Here is a 16,274-nt window from a genome sequence, read left to right on the forward strand (position 1 = left end):
CCCGGCGCACCAGCCGGAAGCTGCCCATCTGGGTGCCCACCAGCGGATCCACCTCCTCCGCCGTGCTCAGGGGGACCGGTGCCTCCACGGCCTTGCCCGCGCCGCCTCCCGCCTGCCGGACGAGCGTGTCGCACGACGTCCCCTCGCCATGTCCCCGCCCGCACGCAGTGCACGTGCGCTCATTCCTCGCGACTTCGGCCATACCGCGCCCCCCTGGCCAATACCCCGCCCAATCTGCACATCCCGGAAGCCCGGCATCCACTGCCGCCAAGGGTGGGTGTCTCAAAGTGAGGGGGATCCCCAGCCCCTGGGCCGGGGTGACGGTTGGGCGGCGGACTGCGACGTGTCAGGAAGGTGTCACGCGGATAGGATGCGCGCATGTCCCGCTCGGCCCGACGCATTCCCACCGTGAACCTGTCCCACTACCGCTCCGGCACTCCCGAGGAGCGGGCCCGCTTCGTCCAGGTGTTTGGCGACGCGCTCAAGGAGTTCGGCTTCGTGACCGTGGAAGGTCACGGCGTCGACGACGCGCTCATCCGCCGCACGTACACGGACGTGGAGCGCTTCTTCCAGCTGCCGGAGTCCACCAAGACGCGCTACGCGGTGCCGGAGCGTCCGGGCCAGCGAGGCTTCATGGCGTTCGGCCAGGAGCACGCGAAGAACCGCAAGGTGGGGGACATGAAGGAGTTCTGGCACGTGGGCCGCGAGCTGCCCGTGGGCCACCCCTACCGCGAGGACTACGGTCCCAACGTGTGGCCGGAAGAGGTCCCCACCTTCCGCACGAACACCCTGACGCTCTACCGGGAGCTGGACGACGCGGCGACGGTGATGCTCCAGGCGCTGGCGGACTACCTGGGCATCGCTCGCAACACGTTCAGCGACATGACGGTGGATGGGAACTCCGTGCTGCGGCTCATCCACTACCCGCCCCTGAAGGACCGCTTCATTCCGGGCGGCGTGCGCGCCGCGGAGCACGAGGACATCAACTTCATCACGCTGCTGTGCGAGGGCACGTCGGGCGGCCTGGAGCTGCTCACGCGCGACGGCGAGTGGATCCCCGTGGACACGCTGCGCGGCCAGATTGTCGTGGACTCGGGCGACATGCTCAGCCGCGTGATGAACGGCGTCATTCCGTCCACCACGCACCGGGTGGTGAACCCGCCCAGCACGGAGCAGGACACCGTGCGCTACTCGATGCCCTTCTTCGTGCACCCGTACTCCGACTGCGTGCTGAAGCCGCTGCCGCAGACGGAGACGCCGGACAACCCCGCGCGCCACCCGCCCATCACCGCGGACGCGTTCCTCAAGCAGCGCCTGCGCGAGCTGGGCTTCCTCAAGTAGCCGCCGGGACGACGTGGTGCCGGAACCTGACGGTCCACCGCCGCGAGGCTCGCGCGTCACGGAGGCCGGTGCCATCCTCGCGGTACCGTGGCCACCTCCCTCGACCTGTTCGCCATCCAGCCGCGCGTCACGCTCGACGACTACGCCTCGCCGGGGACCTTCGCCGCGCACCACCGGGCGCTCGCGGCCCGCGTGGACGCGCTGCGCCCCCGGGACGCTTCAGGCCAGCCGCTGAACCCCGCGCTCGCTGTCTGGCCGGAGATGGTGGGCGCGGCGCTGGGGCTGATGGGGCACCTGTCGCGCGTGCGCCGCCGCAAGACGACGAACGGCGCGATGACGCGGGTGGCGCTCGCGGAGTGGCGGGGCATGCTCCGCACGTGGAGCGCCTTCCATCCACCAACGCTGGAGGAGTGCCTCTACGCCACGGTGGCGCCCCGCGTGCACCGGGCCATGTACGAGACCTTCTCCGGCATCGCCCGCGACTACGGGCTGTGGGTGGTGGCTGGCAGCGCGCTGCTGCCCACGAACCGCCTGGGCCCGGATACCCCCGAGTACGAGCCCGCGGGCGCACGCACCTTCAACACCAGCTACACGTTCTCACCGGACGGGCACTGCGTGGGCGTCACGCGCAAGGTGAACCTGGTGCCTACGCAGGAGGACGTGCTGCACCTGAGCCCGGGCCGCCCGGAGGACCTGCCCGTGCTGGACACGCCATTCGGGAAGCTGGGCACGCTCGTCTGCTACGACGGCTTCCGCGAACCGCACACGTCGAACGAGCCGTACTTCGTCCCGTGCGCGCAGTACCTCGATGCGCTGGGCGTGGACGTGCTCGCGCAGCCCTCCGCCAACGCGTGGAACTGGGACGCGCCCTGGGCCTTCAACGCCCCGGGCGAGACGCAATTGCGCCGCGAGCAGTGGTTCAACGAGGGCCTCTTCACGCAGCTGCGCACCCTGAAGCGCGTGCGCTACGCGGTGAACCCGCAGCTCACCGGCGGCTTCTTCGACAACACCTTCGAGGCGCCCTCCCTCATCCTGGAGCGCCGGGGACCGGACGACGTGCACGTGCTCGCCCAGTCCGCAGATCCGCGCGGCGAGGACGTGCTCCACGTCACCGTGCCCCGCTAGCGAGGCCCCGACACGGGCACGAGCCGCGCGTCGTCCTCCAGGACGAACGTGAGCGTGGGGCCGCGCTCCAGCGGCGCCCATCCCAGGCCCCACGCCATCTCGACGACCCGCGCCACCAGCCCGGGGCCCACATCGCGCGTCACGAGTCCGGACATGTCGCCGTCGTTGACGTGGAGCCACGGGTCGTCGTGGCGGACACGGACGTGCAGCACCTGACGGGTGGCCTCGGCCCACACGACCGTGAGCAGCCGCCAGGACGTTCCCTCCGGGCCGTCGTGCCGCCCCCGGAGGCTCCAGCGGTACGAGACCCCGTTCACCGTCAGGAGCCGTCCCACGAGCGACCTACTCGCCCAGCTTCTTCTTGAGCAGCTCGTTGACGAGGCCGGGGTTGCCCTTGCCCTTCATGGCCTTCATCACCTGGCCCACGAAGAAGCCGTACACGCTCTTCTTGCCGGCCTTGTACTTCTCCACCTCGCCCGCGTTCTTCGCGAGGATGTCGTCCACCACCGCTTCGACAGCGCCCACGTCGCTGACCTGCGCGAGGCCCTTCTCCGCGATGATGTCCGCCGGCGCGCGGCCCGTGCGGAACATCTCCCCGAGCACGTCCTTCGCCGCGTTCGCGGACACCGTGCCCTTCTCCACCGTGGCCAGCAGCTCCCCCAGCTGCGCCGGGGTGAAGCGCAGCGCGGACAGCGGCGTGCCCTCTTCCTTCAGCAGGCGGCTCAGCTCGCCCAGGAACCAGTTGGAGAGCTTCTTCGCGTCGGACACGTGCTTCGCGCAGGCCTCGAAGAAGTCCGCCAGCGGGCGCTCGGCGGTGAGGATGCGCGCGTCGTAGGCCGGCAGGCCGTACTCGCTCATGAAGCGCGTGCGCTTGGCGCGCGGCAATTCCGGCAGCGACTGCTTCTGCGCGTCCCTCAGCGCGTCCGACACCAGCAGCAGCGGAAGGTCCGGCTCCGGGAAGTAACGGTAGTCGTGCGCGTCCTCCTTGGAGCGCATGGACCGGGTGACGCCCTTGTTCACGTCCCAGAGGCGCGTCTCCTGGTCCACCTTGCCGCCGGACTCGAGGACGTCCACCTGACGCGCGGCCTCGTACTCGATGGCCTGCTTGAGGAAGCGGAACGAGTTGAGGTTCTTCAATTCGCAGCGCTGCCCGTACGTGGTGGAGCCCTTGGGCATCACCGACACGTTGGCGTCGCAGCGGAAGCTGCCCTCCTCCAGGTTGCCGTCGTTGACGCCCAGGTACACCAGCACGTCGCGCAGCGCCTTGAGGTACTCCACCGCCTCGTCCGCGTCGCGCAGGTCCGGCTCGCTGACGATCTCCATCAGCGGCACGCCCGCGCGGTTGAGATCCACCAGGCTCTGGCCCGCGGACGCGGAGGCGTCGTGCACGCTCTTGCCCGCGTCCTCCTCCAGGTGGATGCGCCGCACGCGCACCGTCTTCTCACCGGAGGGCGTGTCGATGACCAGCTCGCCCCACTCGCAGATGGGCTGGTCGTACTGGGTGATTTGATAGCCCTTGGGCAGGTCCGGGTAGAAGTAGTTCTTCCGGCTCCACACGCTCGTGGGCTTCACCGTGCACCCGAGCGCCAGGCCCGTGCGCACCGCGTACTCCACCACGCGCTGGTTGAGCACCGGCAGCACGCCGGGCATGCCCAGGCACACCGGGCAGGTGTGGTGGTTGGGTTCCGCGCCGAAGGCGGTGGAGCAGCCGCAGAAGATCTTCGACTGCGTGAGCAGCTGCGCGTGGACCTCGAGGCCGATGACCGTCTGGAAGTCGCTCAGGGGCATGGCGGTGTCACCCTTATGCCGTGCCCGCTAGACGGGGGCGGCGCGGCGGAAGAAGTCGTGCTCGCGCTCGAACGCGCGGGCGATGCGCAGCAGGCGGGCCTCGTCGAACGGACGCCCCAGCAGCTGCATGCCGATGGGCAGCCCCGCCTGCGTGAAGCCGCACGGCACGGACAGGCCGGGCAGGCCCGCCAGGTTGCAGGGCAGCGTGTAGACGTCCATCAGGTACATGGACAGCGGGTCGTCCACCTTCGCGCCCAGCTTGAACGCCGGCACCGGCGACGTGGGCGACACGATGGCGTCCACCTGCTGGAACACCTTCGTGAAGTCCTCGCGGATGAGCGTGCGGACCTTCTGCGCGCGCAGGTAGTAGGCGTCGTAGTAGCCGGCGGACAGCGCGTAGGTGCCCAGCATGATGCGGCGCTTCACCTCCGCGCCGAAGCCCTGGCCCCGCGTCTGCGTGTACAGCTCCTTGAGCCCGCGCGCGTCCTTCGCCCGCTGTCCGTAGCGGATGCCGTCGTAGCGCGCCAGGTTGCTGGACGCTTCCGAAGACGCCAGCAGGTAGTACGTCGCCAGCGCGTACTTCGTGTGCGGCAGCGACACGTCCACCAGCGTCGCGCCCAGCTTCTCCAGCTGCTCCAGTGACGCGCGCAGCGTGCCCGCGACCTCCGGATCCATGCCCTCCGCGAAGTACTCGCGCGGCACGCCCAGCTTGAGGCCGCGCACCCCGTCCTCCAGCCCCGTGAGGCAGTCCGGCGTCTCCACGTTCGCGGAGGTGGAGTCGAGCGGATCATGCCGCGCGATGAGCTGGAACAGCGCCGCGGTGTCCCCCACCGTGCGCGCCATGGGGCCCGGCTGATCCAACGACGAGGCGAAGGCGATGACGCCGTAGCGCGACACCCTTCCGTACGTGGGCTTGAGCCCCACGGTGTTGGTGAGCGCCGCGGGCTGGCGGATGGAGCCGCCCGTGTCGGTGCCCAGCGCGCCGAACACCTCGCGCGCCGCCACCGCCGCCGCGGAACCTCCGGACGAGCCGCCCGGCGTGCGCGTCAGGTCCCACGGGTTGTGGGTGGGGAAGTACGCGCTCGACTCGTTGGACGAGCCCATGGCGAACTCGTCCATGTTCAGCTTGCCCACGAGCGGCAGGCCCGCTTCCTTCAGCAGCCGCACCACGGTGGCGTCGTAGGGCGGGACGAAGCCCTCCAGGATGCGCGAGCCGCACGTCGTCTCCACGCCCTCCGTGAGGAAGATGTCCTTGAGCCCCACCGGCACGCCGTCGAGCGCGCTCAGCGGACTGCCCGCCTTGCGGCGCGCGTCGCTGGCCTCGGCGGCCTTGAGCGCCCCGGCCTCGTCCACGCGCAGGAAGGCGCGCACCTTCGGGTCCACCTGGGCAATGCGCTGGAGGCTCGCGCGGGTGGCATCCACCGAGGACACCTCGCGCGAAGCCAGCTTCGCCGCCAGCTCCAGCATCGACAGGTCGGTGAGCGACGACATGGCGGGCTACTCCAAAATCTTCGGGACCGCGAAGGCGGTACCCACCTTCGCCGGCGCGTTGGCGAGCCCTGCTTCCGGGGGCAGCGACGGACGCAGCACGTCCTCGCGCAGCAGCGAGGACGCGAGCGTCGCGTGGGAGGTGGGCTCCACCTGGCTCACGTCGAGCGCTTCCAACTCCGCCACCGCGTCCAGGACCGCGGACAGCTGGGTGGCGTAGCGCTCCTCCTCCTGCGGCGTCAGCGACAGCCGCGCCAGGGTGGCCACGTGCCGGACCTGCTCGAGCGTGAGGGCCATGGGAAGCCTCCTCCTCCGGACTCCGGTGCTACGGGGACGACACGGACGGCGTGCGCTTGAACAGGTTGAGGATGGCGCCCATCACCTTGCCGCTCCCCTCGTGGCCGTGCTGCTTGATGACCTGCTCCAGTTCGCCCGCGTCCAGCCAGACGCCATGGCAGTTGAAGCAGCTCTCCAGCTCCACGTTGCCGTCCTTGAGCGTCTGCAGGTCCATGCCGCACTTGGGGCACTTCATGTAGTGCAGCTGCTTGAGCGCATCGCGCTGCTGGACGGCGGTCTGCTGGGCCTGCTGGAGGGCCAGCTTGCGCTTGGCTTCAATCTCCTCGCGCGCGAAGTAGTCGTCTTCGTTGTGGGAGGGCTTGTCGGGGCTCAGGTCGGACATGTTCTCGGGTTCTCCTTGGCGGCAGGCACCATACCCTCTCGCCACGGGGACGCGCCCGAAATGTAGGCCCTGTCCCGCCCCCTCGGACGCCTGCCGGAAAATTGACCCCGCTCCCTCCCTCCCTATTCTCGCCGGGCGGATTGCTACAGCTCGCTACGCGGCTGGAATCGGGCAGAGGGAACAGGGGTCCATGACAGCGGCAAAGAAGGGTGGCCGGGGGGAGAAGGCGGTGCTCTCCCGGCAGGAGATCGCGACGCGCCGCAAGGCGCTCAACAACAAGAAGATGAAGGCGCCGGGCGCGGCCAGTCCCGCCAAGCGGGCACTCGTGGGCGTCTTCATCCTGGCCGCCTCGTTGCTGGCCTTGCTGGCGGTCGCCACGTTCGACGCGCATGACCGCGTGGGCCCCGGCTTTCACAACGCGGTGGGCCCCATGGGCCACCTCATCGCGGAGGCCCTGCGCGGCGCGCTGGGCGTGTGCGCCTACCTCGTCCCCGCAGGTGGCATCTACACCGCCGTGGTGCTCTTCGTGGGCAACCGCGAGCGGCGCCGCCTGCCGCAGATCATCTCCCTGGCGCTGCTCACCTGCAGCGTGTCCGTGCTCGCGCAGCTCATGTTCGCCAAGGACAAGGGCTGGGCCCACCCGCCTGGCGGCGCGCTGGGCGCGAGCCTGGGCGGCCTGATGGAGGGGATGTTCTCCACCGTCGGCACCATCATCCTCGTCACCGCCATCAGCGCGGCGGCGCTCATCGTCGGCACCCAGTACACGTTCTTCAAGCTGTGCTCGCTGGTGTGGGCCGGCCTCACCGTGCTGGGCCGCCGCGTCTCCGAGGCCGCGCACGTCTTCTGGGAGCAGCAGAAGGTCAACTACGCGGCCCGCCAGGAGCGGCTCGCGCAGGAGAAGGAAGAGGAGGCCGCGTTCCTCGCGGAGCTGGAGGCCGAGGAGGAGGAGCTCTCCGAGGCCGAGCGTCTGGCCGCCGAGGCCGAGGCCGCCGAGGCCGAAGCCCTGGCCGAGGAGGCCGTGCGCCTGGCCCGGCAGAACGAGAAGGAGCAGCTCGCCAACGCGAAGAAGGCGCTCAAGGAGCAGAAGGAGCGGGAGAAGCTGGAGAAGAAGCTCCCCCGCGACGAGACGCCCGAGGAGGAGGACGACGCCTCCGACGAGCAGCCCTCGCTGCCGCCCGAGCGCGCCGAGCGCCGCTCCCCCGGCGCCGACCCGGCCTGGGCCGCGTCCTTCCTCGCGCCCCAGCCGCAGCTGCCCGCCAACGCGGACGCCGCCGAGCCGCCCCGCCGTGCGCGCAAGACGCCGCAGATCGTCACCCCGCCCGCCGCGCCGTCCACGCCGCCCGTCCCCGCCGCGGAGCTGGAGCCCGCCGCGAAGCCCGTGGCCGCGGAGAAGCCCGCAGCCGCCGCGCCGGGCAACGCCCTCATCCCCGCGCCGCCCGCCGCCCTGGCGCGCATGCCGCTCATCGTGGAGCCCAAGGCGCCGCCCAAGCCCACCGCCACGAAGCGTCCGCAGGACCAGTTCGAGTTCGTCGGTGACCGCAAGAGCTTCTCCCTGCCCCCGCTGGACGTGCTGGAGGCGGACAAGAAGGAGCGCTCCGCGCTGGACAAGGACGCGTTCCTCGTCACGGCGGAGAAGCTGCGCGCGAAGCTGGCGGACTTCGGCATCGTGGGCGAGGTGGTGGAGATCCGCCCCGGCCCCGTCGTCACCATGTACGAGTTCCTGCCCGGGCCCGGCATCAAGGTCAGCAAGATCGCCGCGCTCCAGGACGACCTGGCCATGGCCATGGAGGCCATGCGCGTGCGCATCGTCGCCCCCATCCCGGGCAAGGGCGTGGTGGGCATCGAAGTCCCCAACCGCGACCGCGAGACGGTGTTCCTCAAGGAGATCGCGGAACAGGACACGTTCCAGAAGAGCAGCAGCAAGCTCACCATGTGCGTGGGCAAGGACATCGAAGGCATGCCGTACGTCTTCGACCTGGTGAAGGCCCCCCACCTGCTCATCGCGGGTACCACCGGCTCCGGCAAGTCCGTGGCGGTGAACTCGATGATCATGAGCATCCTCCTCAAGGCCACGCCCGAGGAGGTCCGCTTCATCATGGTGGACCCGAAGATGCTGGAGCTCTCCGTGTACGAGGGCATCCCGCACCTGCTGCTCCCCGTCGTCACCGACCCGAAGAAGGCCGCGCTCGCGCTGCGCTGGGCGGTGGAGGAGATGGAGCGCCGCTACCAGATGCTGTCTGAGGCGGGCGTGCGCAACATCGCCGGCTTCAACAAGCTGGTGGAGACGCAGGCGTCGGAGGAGAAGCCCGCCCCCGCGCCCGCCGCGAAGAAGAAGACCAAGCCCAAGAAGATGTTCGTCGTGGACGTGGAGGGCAGCACCGTGCCCGCCCCCGCTTCCGCCAGCGACGGGCTGGGCGTGGCCGCGCCGCGTGAGGACGACGAGGACCTGCGCGAGGCCATCGTCTCCGAGCCCGCCCCCAACCTGGAGGCCGACGGCGAGGAGGACGCGGAGTTCGAGGAGGACGGCGAGGAGTCCACGCCGGTGGAGGCTGCCTCCCCGGAGAAGAAGGAGCTCAAGAAGCTGCCCTACATCGTGGTCATCATCGACGAGCTCGCGGACCTGATGATGGTCGCCAGCCGCGAGGTGGAGACCTACGTCGCGCGCCTCGCGCAGATGGCGCGTGCGGCCGGCATCCACCTGATGGTCGCGACGCAGCGCCCGTCCACGGACGTCGTCACCGGCATCATCAAGGCCAACTTCCCCACGCGCATCAGCTTCATGCTGCGCTCGAAGCCGGACTCGATGACGATTCTCGGAACGGTGGGCGCGGAGGCCCTGCTGGGCATGGGCGACATGCTCATCATGCCTCCCACGAGCGCGCACCTGCAGCGCGTGCACGGCGCCTACGTCTCCGAGCAGGAAATCAAGAAGGCGGTGGACCACCTCAAGGCCCAGGGCAAGCCCGTCTTCGACGAGTCCATCCTCAAGCCGCGCGACGACGAGGGCGAGGGCGGCGGGGGCGAGGAGGACGAGCTGTCCGACGAGCTCTACGACCAGGCGCTCGCGGCGGTCAGCGAGATGCGCTCCGTCTCCATCTCCATGCTCCAGCGCAAGATGCGCATCGGCTACAACCGCGCGGCGCGCATGATCGAGCGCATGGAGCGCGACGGTGTGGTGGGCCCCGCGGACGGCGCCAAGCCCCGCGAGGTCCTGCTGCGCGGCCTGGGCGACATGCCCGGCGCCGGGGCGATGTAGCCCCCGCCACCGCGAAGCCCGGGGAACGGACACCCGTCCCCCGGAGGTTTTCCCCTCGAGGGCGCCCCGGAAACAGCTTCCGGGCGCCCCCGCTCTTCTTCCCGGCCCCCCCGAATGATTGTCGCCATCACCCGCTTCCGCGCGTCCCCCGAAGAGGCCGACGGCTGGGTCCAACGGCTCCAGGAGCGCTCGCGGCGCGTGGACGGCTACGCGGGCTTCCTGGGCCTGGAGGTGCTGCGCTCATTCGAGCGCTCGCCTGAAATCCTGCTCGTCACCCGCTGGAAGGACCGGGACGCCATGCGGGCCTACTTCCAGTCGGAGGACTTCCAGCGGGCGAAGGGGGCCAGCGCGTCCCAGGAGGACGCCACCTTCACGATGTACGAGGTCGTGGCCACCTGAGCTGTTCCCAATCGCCCCCGGGTCGTCTAAGGGCGGTGCACCATGGCTGAACGTCTTGCCCTATTCGCCACCGCCGCGCGCGGCACCGAGGACCTGCTCGCCGAGGAGCTGAAGGAGCTTGGCGCGAAGCGCATCCGCCAGGACCGAGGCGGCGTGCGCTTCATGGCCGCGCTCGACGAGGCCCTCAACGTCTGCCTCTGGTCCCGCATCGCCATGCGAGTCCTCTACCCGCTGGGCGAGTTCGACGCGAAGGGCGCCCAGGGCCTCTACGACGCCGTGGCCAGCGTGCCGTGGGAGGAGCACCTCACCACGAACGTGACGTTTGCGGTGGACGCGAACCTCAAGGACACCGAGCACGCACACTCCGGCTTCGTGGCCCTGAAGGTGAAGGACGCCATCGTGGACCGCCTGCGCGACAAGCTGGGCTCGCGGCCGGACGTGGACACGCGCAACCCGGACGTGTCCGTGGTGGCGCACCTGGTGAAGGAGAAGCTGTCCCTCTCCCTGGACCTGGTCGGAGAGCCGCTGCACCGGCGCGGCTACCGCGTGCGCCCCACCCCCGCGCCCCTGAAGGAGAACCTGGCCGCGGCCCTGCTGCGCGCGGCGGGCTACACCGGCACGGAGGCGCTGGTGGACCCCATGTGCGGCTCGGGCACCCTCGTCATCGAGGGCGGCCTCATCGCGCGCAAGCGCGCCCCCGGCATCAACCGGAGCTTCGCGGTGGAGCGCTGGCCGCACCTGGGCACGCGCGCCAAGGAGCTGCTCGCGGACCTGCGCGCGGACGCGCGGCGCAACGAGCGCAAAGTGGAGGTCCCCATCCTCGGCTTCGACAAGAGCGACGAGGCCCTGGAGGCCGCGGACCGCAACGTGAAGGCGGCGCGGCTGGGAGAGGAGGTCCAGCTCGCGGAGGGCGACGCGACGAAGCTTCCGCCCCTGCCGGAGGGTGGCGGACTCATCCTCACCAACCCGCCCTATGGCGACCGGCTCGGCTCCGGCGGCCAGAAGGGCATGAAGACCTTCTACTTCAAGCTGGGTGACAGCTTGCGCGCGCTGCCGGGCTGGCGCGTCTGGGTGCTGTCCGGCAACCCCGCCTTCGAGAGCGCCTTCCACGCGCGCCCCATGGCCCGGCGCGACGTGTGGAACGGCCCCATCCCCTGCACGCTGCTGGGCTACCGCGCCCCGCCGCTGCCTCCCGGCTCAAAGCCGGTTCTCGGAGCGCCGGGCGAGTCGCTGGAGGTTGCTCCGGTGCGTCCAGAGCATCAGGACGAATAACCCCGCGGTGAGCAGCACGTATTCGCGGGAGCGCGCGGTGAGGAACGCGGTGGCGATGGCGACCACCGCCGCGGACAGCGAGCCCACGGAGCTCACGCGCCACCGGGCCACCACCAGCCCGTAGATGATGGCACCGGCGAGCGCCGCCTGGGGCACCAGCACCACCAGCACGCCCAGCGCGGTGGCCACGCCCTTGCCGCCCTGGAGCTTGAGCCACACCGGGTACACGTGCCCCAGCACCGCGGCCAGGCCCACCAGCGCGTGCGCCCGCGCGTCCCCGGGCATGAAGTGCACGGCCAGCCCCACGGGCAGCACGGCCTTGAGCGCGTCCAGGAGCAGCACCACCGCGCCCAGCTTCTTGCCGGCGACGCGCGTGACGTTGGTGGCGCCGATGTTGCCGCTGCCGCTGGCGCGCACGTCCACCCCGCGCAGCCACCGCGTCAGCAGCACGCCAAAAGGGACGGAGCCGCAGAGGTAGCCCAGCAGGAGGAAGGCGGAGAGCACGGAAGAGGACAGGGTCCCGCCCTTCAGGACAGCAGGTGCGGGAAGCGGGTGTGCACCACGACGTAGGCGTAATTGACCAGCAACACCAGCGGGAAGGCGATGCGCACCCACAGCCACTCGCGCTCGTCCAGCTCCACCTCCGGGATGGGCAGCGCGAAGAGGAAGTGCAGCACCGTCACCACCGCGGCCAACGCGAACAGCAGCGCGCACACGGTGCCCAGCGGGTTGGCCTCCCACGCCCCCGGGATGTTGAAGTGCGCGACGCGGTCCGCCACCCGGGTGAGCCCACAGCCCAGGCAGGGCCAGCCCGTGTGCTCGCGCAGCACACAGCCCCAGAACGGGATGATGCGGGCCACGGGGATGTAGCGCCCCACGAGCAGCCCGCCGAGTCCGACGAGCCCGAGCCATTCGAATGTCCCCAACCGTCGGTTGGGCGCGGGGATGGTGACCTTCATGCGCACCTCGCGCCGAGTGTGCGGGATAGGTCGCGAGGATGGAAGGGGTGCCTTGCCGGCCCCTGGAAACCTGGGCTAAGCGAACGGGCATGCACATGCTCCGCACCGCCCTCGTGATGCTGGTCGCCGCTCCCCTCGTGGCCCTCGCGGCGGACAAGACGCCCGCGCCCGCCAAGGCCAAGGCCGAAGCCGCGTCGAGCGACTGCCACCACCCCGCCGACGCGAAGACGCCCGAGGCCGCCAAGGCCGCGAGCACCGGCTGGACGCTCACCCGCGGAGAGCCCCTCAAGGGCGAGCCCACGGTGAAGCTCGCGGAGCTGCTCGCGAAGCCCCAGGCCCACGACGGCAAGGTCGTGCGCGTGGAGGGCCAGGTGCGCAAGGCGTGTGAGAAGAAGGGCTGCTGGCTGGAGCTGGCCCAGGACGCCAAGAGCCCCGGCGTGCGCGTGACGTTCAAGGACTACGGCTTCTTCGTCCCGCTGGACTCCGCGGGCTCGCAGGCGCGCGTGGAGGGCGTGGTGAAGGTCGCGGAGCTGAGCGACGCCCACGCGAAGCACTACGAGGCCGAAGGCGCCATCGTCCCGCGCGGCACCGACGGCAAGCCCCGCGAGGTGCAGCTCGTGGCCTCCGGCGTCGAACTGCGCCGCTAGCCGCGATGGGTGGACGCAGCTTCAGCATGCGGGGTGTGCAGGGCGCGGCCGACCGGGCCGTGCAGCACGCCCGCGCGTGGCTCCTGGAGACGGAGCCCGGCTCGCGCGTGCACGACGTGCAGTTGGATCCGCGCTTCCAGCACCGGGGCGTGGACCTGCTCTGGGAGCTGCCCTCCGGAGAGGTGCGTGGCATCGAGGTGAAGGGCGACCGGCAGGCCACCCGCCGCCGCTACTTCTTCGAGCTCATCTCCAACCTGGAGAAGGACACCCCCGGCTGCTTCCTCTACAGCGGCGCGGACCTGATGCTGTACGTGTTCCTCACGCAGGGCGAGCTGCACGCGCTGCCCCTGCCCCGGGTGCGAGAGTGGTTCCTCCCCCGCGCGAAGGAGTACGCGCTCAAGCACGCCTTCACCCAGACGGGTGCCATCCGCTACACCACCGTGGGCGCCGTGGTGCCCGTGCGGGACGTGGCGGAAGGCGTGCCCGGCGTCGTCACCGTGAAGCTCAAGCGCCCGGTGCCGGTGACGCCCGGCTCGCCGGACGCGGAGGCTTCGGCGACGGCCTCCGCGGTCAGCGAGCCGCGGGCGCCCGAGGCCCCGGAGTCCCAGGGCCCCCGGCGCACGGGGACCTGAAGCTCCGGCCGATTAGCGGCGGCGCTGGGGCTGCGCGTGCTGGTGCCGGTGCGCCCGGTGGCCCGGGTGCATCTTGTCGTGCAGGGCCTCCAGCCGCTCCTGCGTGCCCATCAGCTCCAGGAGCGCGGACCGGTCGTTCTGCTGCTTGAAGACGTGCTCCAGGCGGGGCACCAGGTCCAGCGCCAGGTGGATGTCGTTGGCCTTCTCCGCCTCCGCCAGCAGGCCGCGGCCCTCGACGGACGCGTCGATCCACGCCTGCAGGTGGATGAGGCCGTCCACCGCCAGCAGGCGCGAGATGGGCGCGCGAGCCGTGTCGTGGATGAGGTTCTTGAGGTCCTGGATGGCCGGCTCGCGCTCGCCCTTCGCGGCGCGCACCACCGCCTGGGAGATGCCGCGCCGGTCGGGCAGCAGGAACTCCTCCACGTCGGCGAAGGCCGTCGCGTCGTCCAGGTGGCCCTGGGCGGCCAGCGACTCCGCCAGGCTGTCGAACAGCTCCGCGTCCTTCTCCGAGAAGGGCGCCAGCGCCTCCTGGAGGAACGGCTGGGGCAGCGCGCCCTTGTCATCCACCGTCAGCTTCGAGCGCAGGGACTTCACGTGCTCGAAGGCGGAGGCCACCGGGGCCTCCTTCGCGCCGTTGAGCTTGTGCACGAGCACCTGCATCAGCGTCGCCAGGCTCTGCGTGAAGTCCTGCGGGGACACGCGGTCCGGCATCCACCGGCGCCACAGCTCCACGGCCGCGGCCACGACGTAGTCCTTGAAGGGGCCGGTGCCCTTCCACTTCCCCGCCCACTGCTGGGCGATGCCGAGCGGATAGGCGGACTCCGCCAGCTTGCGGTAGTCCTCTTCGCCCACGGGGACGCCGTAGTGCCCCAGCGTGCCCAGCAGGGCCTCCGTCGAGTAGTCCTTGAGGCCCGTCTTCTGCCACGACTTTTCCACGCGCTGCGTGCTCACCAGATGCTCTCCGAGGCCATGCGAGTGCCGGCCATCGGCCCCGCTGCCCGTCTTCTAGCGAAAGCGGAGCCCGGCGAATACGGCCTTTGCGGGCCCCGTCAGGCGGCGGACGGCTGGGGCGGCGGGCGACCCGGCACGATGGGCCACACCGTGGGCTGGCGCCGCCCGTCCTCCACGCGGCGGGCCAGGTACGGCTCGCACCCGCGCTCCTGGAAGGCCCGCTTCCACGCGGCGAAGCTGCCCCCCGCGCGCCAGGCGTCCATGGCGGCAAGCCCCGCCTCCGGGCCGCATTGGGCCAGCATGTACTCCACCCAGGCCCAGCGCGCGGACGTGGGCCGCACCTCCGCCCGTCCCCGAAGGCCCTTGCGCAGCCGCTCCAGCTTGTTCTCCACCTCGCGCAGCCCCGCGAAGGGGGCCCCGTCCAGCGGCGTGTTGCGCTTGGCCACGAAGGGCGCGACCCCCAGCGCCACGGGCAGGATGCGCGACAGCTCCGTGGTGAAGCGGATCAACTCGTCGATGTCCGCGTCCTCCTCATGCGGGAGCCCCACCACGTTGTAGACCTTCAGCTGCTTCATACCCGCCGTGCGCGCGAACTGAGCGGCGCGGACGATCTGCTCCTCGGAGTGCTTGCGGTCCACCAGGTCCCGCATCTTCTGGGAAGCCCCGTCCGCGGCCACCGTGAGGTTCGTCGCCCCACCCCGCCGGAGCTGATCCACCAGCTCCTGGGTGAGCCGGTCCGCGCGCAGCGAGGACACCCCCACCTCGCGCCCCGAGTCCACGAGGGTGCGCAAGAGCTCCACGATGCGCGGGTGGTCCGTCACCGCCGCGCCCACCAGCCCCACGCGCTTCGCGTAGTCCGGGATGAGCGACAGGACCCGCTCCGGAGGCACCGTGCGCATGCCGCCATTCGTCGTGCGGCGCATGACACAGTAGTGGCAGCCCCGCGAGCAGCCCCGCTCCGGCTCGATGAGGAACATCGAGCGCAGCTCCGTGTGCGGCGTGATGATCTGCGTGCGCGCCGGCAGCCGGGCGTCCGTCGCCTTCGCCACGTGGTAGCGCGCCCCGCCCCGCCCGGGCACCCGGAAGCCGGGGACCTTCGCCAGGTGCTCCAGCAGCGCCTCGCGCTCCATGGAGGCCGCGGCCTCCAGCAGCACGTGGATCAGGTCCTCCGCCTCGCCCTGGACGAGCACGTCCACGAAGGGCTCCAGCGGATCCGGGTTGGAGAACGTCAGCGGGCCGCCCGCCACCACCAGCGGATGCCTTGCATCCCGCTCCGAGGCAAGAACCGGCAAACCAGACAACTCCAACATCGTGAACAAACCCGTGAGTTCCAACTCATAGGCCACGGAGAATGCAAGCATTTCAAAGCCAGACACCGGTGCCTGGGATTCCCAGGTAAACAATGGCGTCCGTGTTCTCTTGTATGTCTCGACATCATCGGGAAGAAAGACACGCTCGGCGGTCGCGCCCGCGTGCGCATGCACCTCCCGGTAGATGGCCTGGTAGCCCAGCGAGCTCATGCCCACGTGGTAGGGGCTCGGGTAGCAGAGCGCGACCCGGTAGGGCGCCTCCTTGCGGAGCGTCCCCACTTCGTCCGCGAGAAGCGAGCAGACATGCTCGATGAGTTCGTATCGGCCCTCCATGGTCCTCCTGACAGTGGAATCCAGACACTAACAACAGCGCGGCCCCGGACCGCCACTCCCGCGTGGGGGAGGGGCTGCCGGGGCCGCGTTGGCC

General features: G+C 70.6%; 17 protein-coding genes. 7 read left to right on the plus strand and 10 right to left on the minus strand.

Translation table 11 applies throughout. The features are described 5' to 3' along the window. The coding region (locus tag D7W79_RS02745; protein WP_147441777.1) for a hypothetical protein at window positions 1–202 on the minus strand (202 nt) is incomplete at its 3' end. A 176-nt stretch (window positions 203–378) separates the two neighbouring features. On the opposite strand from D7W79_RS02745, the gene D7W79_RS02750 reads away from it, so the two are divergent. Both D7W79_RS02750 and D7W79_RS02755 read left to right on the plus strand, forming a co-directional pair. Next, on the plus strand, window positions 379–1,341 hold the full coding sequence (locus D7W79_RS02750; protein ID WP_120523765.1) for an isopenicillin N synthase family dioxygenase: 963 nt from the start codon (window positions 379–381) through the stop codon (window positions 1,339–1,341). A gap of 87 nt (window positions 1,342–1,428) precedes the next feature. Next, window positions 1,429–2,466, plus strand: a complete 1,038-nt coding sequence (locus tag D7W79_RS02755) for a carbon-nitrogen hydrolase family protein (RefSeq protein ID WP_120523766.1) — start codon at window positions 1,429–1,431, stop codon at window positions 2,464–2,466. Here D7W79_RS02755 and D7W79_RS02760 read toward each other — a convergent pair. The 5 genes from D7W79_RS02760 to D7W79_RS02780 are packed head-to-tail and all read right to left on the minus strand — an operon-like array spanning window position 2,463 to window position 6,421. Then, window positions 2,463–2,801 (minus strand): hypothetical protein, encoded by a 339-nt coding sequence (locus D7W79_RS02760; protein WP_120523767.1) that lies wholly within the window; start codon window positions 2,799–2,801, stop codon window positions 2,463–2,465. The genes D7W79_RS02755 and D7W79_RS02760 overlap by 4 nt on opposite strands. A gap of 7 nt (window positions 2,802–2,808) precedes the next feature. Beyond that, the gene (gatB, locus tag D7W79_RS02765; protein WP_120523768.1) at window positions 2,809–4,254 is read right to left on the minus strand and encodes an Asp-tRNA(Asn)/Glu-tRNA(Gln) amidotransferase subunit GatB; all 1,446 of its coding nucleotides are present in this window, start codon (window positions 4,252–4,254) and stop codon (window positions 2,809–2,811) included. Window positions 4,255–4,281: 27 nt separating this feature from the next. Continuing rightward, complete coding sequence (gatA, locus tag D7W79_RS02770; protein WP_120523769.1) at window positions 4,282–5,745, minus strand: Asp-tRNA(Asn)/Glu-tRNA(Gln) amidotransferase subunit GatA; 1,464 nt, start codon at window positions 5,743–5,745, stop codon at window positions 4,282–4,284. Between the two features lie 6 nt (window positions 5,746–5,751). Then, the gene (gene gatC, locus D7W79_RS02775) at window positions 5,752–6,039 is read right to left on the minus strand and encodes an Asp-tRNA(Asn)/Glu-tRNA(Gln) amidotransferase subunit GatC (RefSeq protein ID WP_120523770.1); all 288 of its coding nucleotides are present in this window, start codon (window positions 6,037–6,039) and stop codon (window positions 5,752–5,754) included. 28 nt (window positions 6,040–6,067) lie between these two features. After that, window positions 6,068–6,421: a TFIIB-type zinc ribbon-containing protein gene (locus D7W79_RS02780; protein ID WP_120523771.1), complete on the minus strand. Its 354-nt coding sequence runs from the start codon at window positions 6,419–6,421 to the stop codon at window positions 6,068–6,070. Window positions 6,422–6,611: 190 nt separating this feature from the next. On the opposite strand from D7W79_RS02780, the gene D7W79_RS02785 reads away from it, so the two are divergent. The 3 genes from D7W79_RS02785 to D7W79_RS02795 all read left to right on the plus strand — a co-directional run bounded on the left by D7W79_RS02785 (window position 6,612) and on the right by D7W79_RS02795 (window position 11,348). After that, a complete protein-coding gene (locus tag D7W79_RS02785) occupies window positions 6,612–9,677 on the plus strand; it encodes an FtsK/SpoIIIE family DNA translocase (RefSeq protein ID WP_208729621.1) in 3,066 nt (1,021 codons plus the stop codon). Window positions 9,678–9,791: 114 nt separating this feature from the next. Next, window positions 9,792–10,076 (plus strand): antibiotic biosynthesis monooxygenase family protein, encoded by a 285-nt coding sequence (locus tag D7W79_RS02790; protein WP_120523772.1) that lies wholly within the window; start codon window positions 9,792–9,794, stop codon window positions 10,074–10,076. 42 nt (window positions 10,077–10,118) lie between these two features. Continuing rightward, window positions 10,119–11,348 (plus strand): THUMP domain-containing class I SAM-dependent RNA methyltransferase, encoded by a 1,230-nt coding sequence (locus D7W79_RS02795; RefSeq protein WP_120523773.1) that lies wholly within the window; start codon window positions 10,119–10,121, stop codon window positions 11,346–11,348. On the opposite strand, the gene plsY is transcribed toward D7W79_RS02795, so the two are convergent. Then, entirely contained in the window at window positions 11,274–11,852 is a 579-nt protein-coding gene (plsY, locus tag D7W79_RS02800; protein ID WP_120523774.1) for a glycerol-3-phosphate 1-O-acyltransferase PlsY, read from the minus strand. The genes D7W79_RS02795 and plsY overlap by 75 nt on opposite strands. Before the next feature lie 23 nt (window positions 11,853–11,875). Next, window positions 11,876–12,307, minus strand: a complete 432-nt coding sequence (locus D7W79_RS02805; RefSeq protein ID WP_120523775.1) for a DUF2752 domain-containing protein — start codon at window positions 12,305–12,307, stop codon at window positions 11,876–11,878. Window positions 12,308–12,396: 89 nt separating this feature from the next. Between D7W79_RS02805 and D7W79_RS02810 the strand changes: the two genes are divergently transcribed. Next, window positions 12,397–12,954 carry a DUF4920 domain-containing protein gene (locus tag D7W79_RS02810; RefSeq protein ID WP_171436860.1) on the plus strand — a complete coding sequence of 186 codons (558 nt, stop codon included), beginning with the start codon at window positions 12,397–12,399 and terminating at the stop codon, window positions 12,952–12,954. 26 nt (window positions 12,955–12,980) lie between these two features. After that, window positions 12,981–13,586, plus strand: a complete 606-nt coding sequence (locus D7W79_RS02815) for a hypothetical protein (protein ID WP_244221558.1) — start codon at window positions 12,981–12,983, stop codon at window positions 13,584–13,586. 12 nt (window positions 13,587–13,598) lie between these two features. On the opposite strand, the gene D7W79_RS02820 is transcribed toward D7W79_RS02815, so the two are convergent. Further along, complete coding sequence (locus tag D7W79_RS02820) at window positions 13,599–14,537, minus strand: hypothetical protein (protein ID WP_171436858.1); 939 nt, start codon at window positions 14,535–14,537, stop codon at window positions 13,599–13,601. Window positions 14,538–14,635: 98 nt separating this feature from the next. Then, on the minus strand, window positions 14,636–16,180 hold the full coding sequence (locus D7W79_RS02825; RefSeq protein WP_120523778.1) for a radical SAM protein: 1,545 nt from the start codon (window positions 16,178–16,180) through the stop codon (window positions 14,636–14,638). Window positions 16,181–16,274: the final 94 nt, after the last annotated feature.

Origin of the sequence: Corallococcus exercitus, assembly GCF_003611585.1 — a bacterium.
Classification (GTDB): Bacteria; Myxococcota; Myxococcia; order Myxococcales; family Myxococcaceae; genus Corallococcus; species Corallococcus exercitus.

What these genes read in the sequence shown, in the direction of transcription:
- gatA (WP_120523769.1), bottom strand. Translation starts at nt 5,745, where the DNA reads ATGTCGTCGCTCACCGACCTGTCGATGCTGGAGCTGGCGGCGAAGCTG.
- D7W79_RS02785 (WP_208729621.1), top strand. Translation starts at nt 6,612, where the DNA reads ATGACAGCGGCAAAGAAGGGTGGCCGGGGGGAGAAGGCGGTGCTCTCC.
- D7W79_RS02790 (WP_120523772.1), top strand. Translation starts at nt 9,792, where the DNA reads ATGATTGTCGCCATCACCCGCTTCCGCGCGTCCCCCGAAGAGGCCGAC.
- D7W79_RS02815 (WP_244221558.1), top strand. Translation starts at nt 12,981, where the DNA reads ATGCGGGGTGTGCAGGGCGCGGCCGACCGGGCCGTGCAGCACGCCCGC.
- D7W79_RS02780 (WP_120523771.1), bottom strand. Translation starts at nt 6,421, where the DNA reads ATGTCCGACCTGAGCCCCGACAAGCCCTCCCACAACGAAGACGACTAC.
- D7W79_RS02795 (WP_120523773.1), top strand. Translation starts at nt 10,119, where the DNA reads ATGGCTGAACGTCTTGCCCTATTCGCCACCGCCGCGCGCGGCACCGAG.
- D7W79_RS02825 (WP_120523778.1), bottom strand. Translation starts at nt 16,180, where the DNA reads ATGGAGGGCCGATACGAACTCATCGAGCATGTCTGCTCGCTTCTCGCG.
- D7W79_RS02805 (WP_120523775.1), bottom strand. Translation starts at nt 12,307, where the DNA reads ATGAAGGTCACCATCCCCGCGCCCAACCGACGGTTGGGGACATTCGAA.
- D7W79_RS02750 (WP_120523765.1), top strand. Translation starts at nt 379, where the DNA reads ATGTCCCGCTCGGCCCGACGCATTCCCACCGTGAACCTGTCCCACTAC.
- gatC (WP_120523770.1), bottom strand. Translation starts at nt 6,039, where the DNA reads ATGGCCCTCACGCTCGAGCAGGTCCGGCACGTGGCCACCCTGGCGCGG.
- gatB (WP_120523768.1), bottom strand. Translation starts at nt 4,254, where the DNA reads ATGCCCCTGAGCGACTTCCAGACGGTCATCGGCCTCGAGGTCCACGCG.
- D7W79_RS02810 (WP_171436860.1), top strand. Translation starts at nt 12,397, where the DNA reads ATGCACATGCTCCGCACCGCCCTCGTGATGCTGGTCGCCGCTCCCCTC.